At 60.2% G+C, this 427-nt stretch carries 2 protein-coding genes; both read right to left on the reverse strand.

All coding sequences use genetic code 11. From position 1 onward, the window contains the following. Nucleotides 1–227, reverse strand: a 227-nt coding sequence (locus FQ755_RS16740; RefSeq protein ID WP_409937519.1) for a GNAT family N-acetyltransferase, incomplete at its 3' end; no start/stop codon positions are given. After that, nucleotides 224–427, reverse strand: a 204-nt coding sequence (locus tag FQ755_RS37810; protein ID WP_222105740.1) for a hypothetical protein, incomplete at its 5' end; no start/stop codon positions are given. The genes FQ755_RS16740 and FQ755_RS37810, both read right to left, overlap by 4 nt.

The raw sequence follows: 427 nt of genomic DNA on the forward strand, positions 1-427 counted from the left end.
GTGCACCACAGCGTGCGGCCGCCGCGCCCGCGTGCATGCTCGGCGCACAGCCGCACCAGCACGCGGCCGAAGCCGAACCCGCGCAGCGCCTCGTCGATCGCCATGCCCCTCAGGCGCCAGCCGTCGCGCGGCAGGTCGGGGCAATCCTCGCGACATACCGAGGCCACGCCCACCAACTGCTCACCGCACCGGATACACCTGATCCGCGCTAACCGTAAGAATTTCAAATATCGGAGCGTGAGTATTCATTGAGAATCGGGGAGCAAAAAGATGCCTTCGTAGTCGTTATTCGATTCGTCACATCTGACGGTTGATCGACGCTGGCGGTAGAGGTATCCTCAGCGCGGGCCGATTGCGAGTTTAGCAATGACAACACTGCGATCACAGAATGGAAGAAAAAACAAATTCCGATGCTGACCACGCCTAC

The sequence above is a fragment of the Paraburkholderia sp. BCC1885 genome, from assembly GCF_900996235.1.
GTDB lineage: Bacteria > Pseudomonadota > Gammaproteobacteria > Burkholderiales > Burkholderiaceae > Paraburkholderia.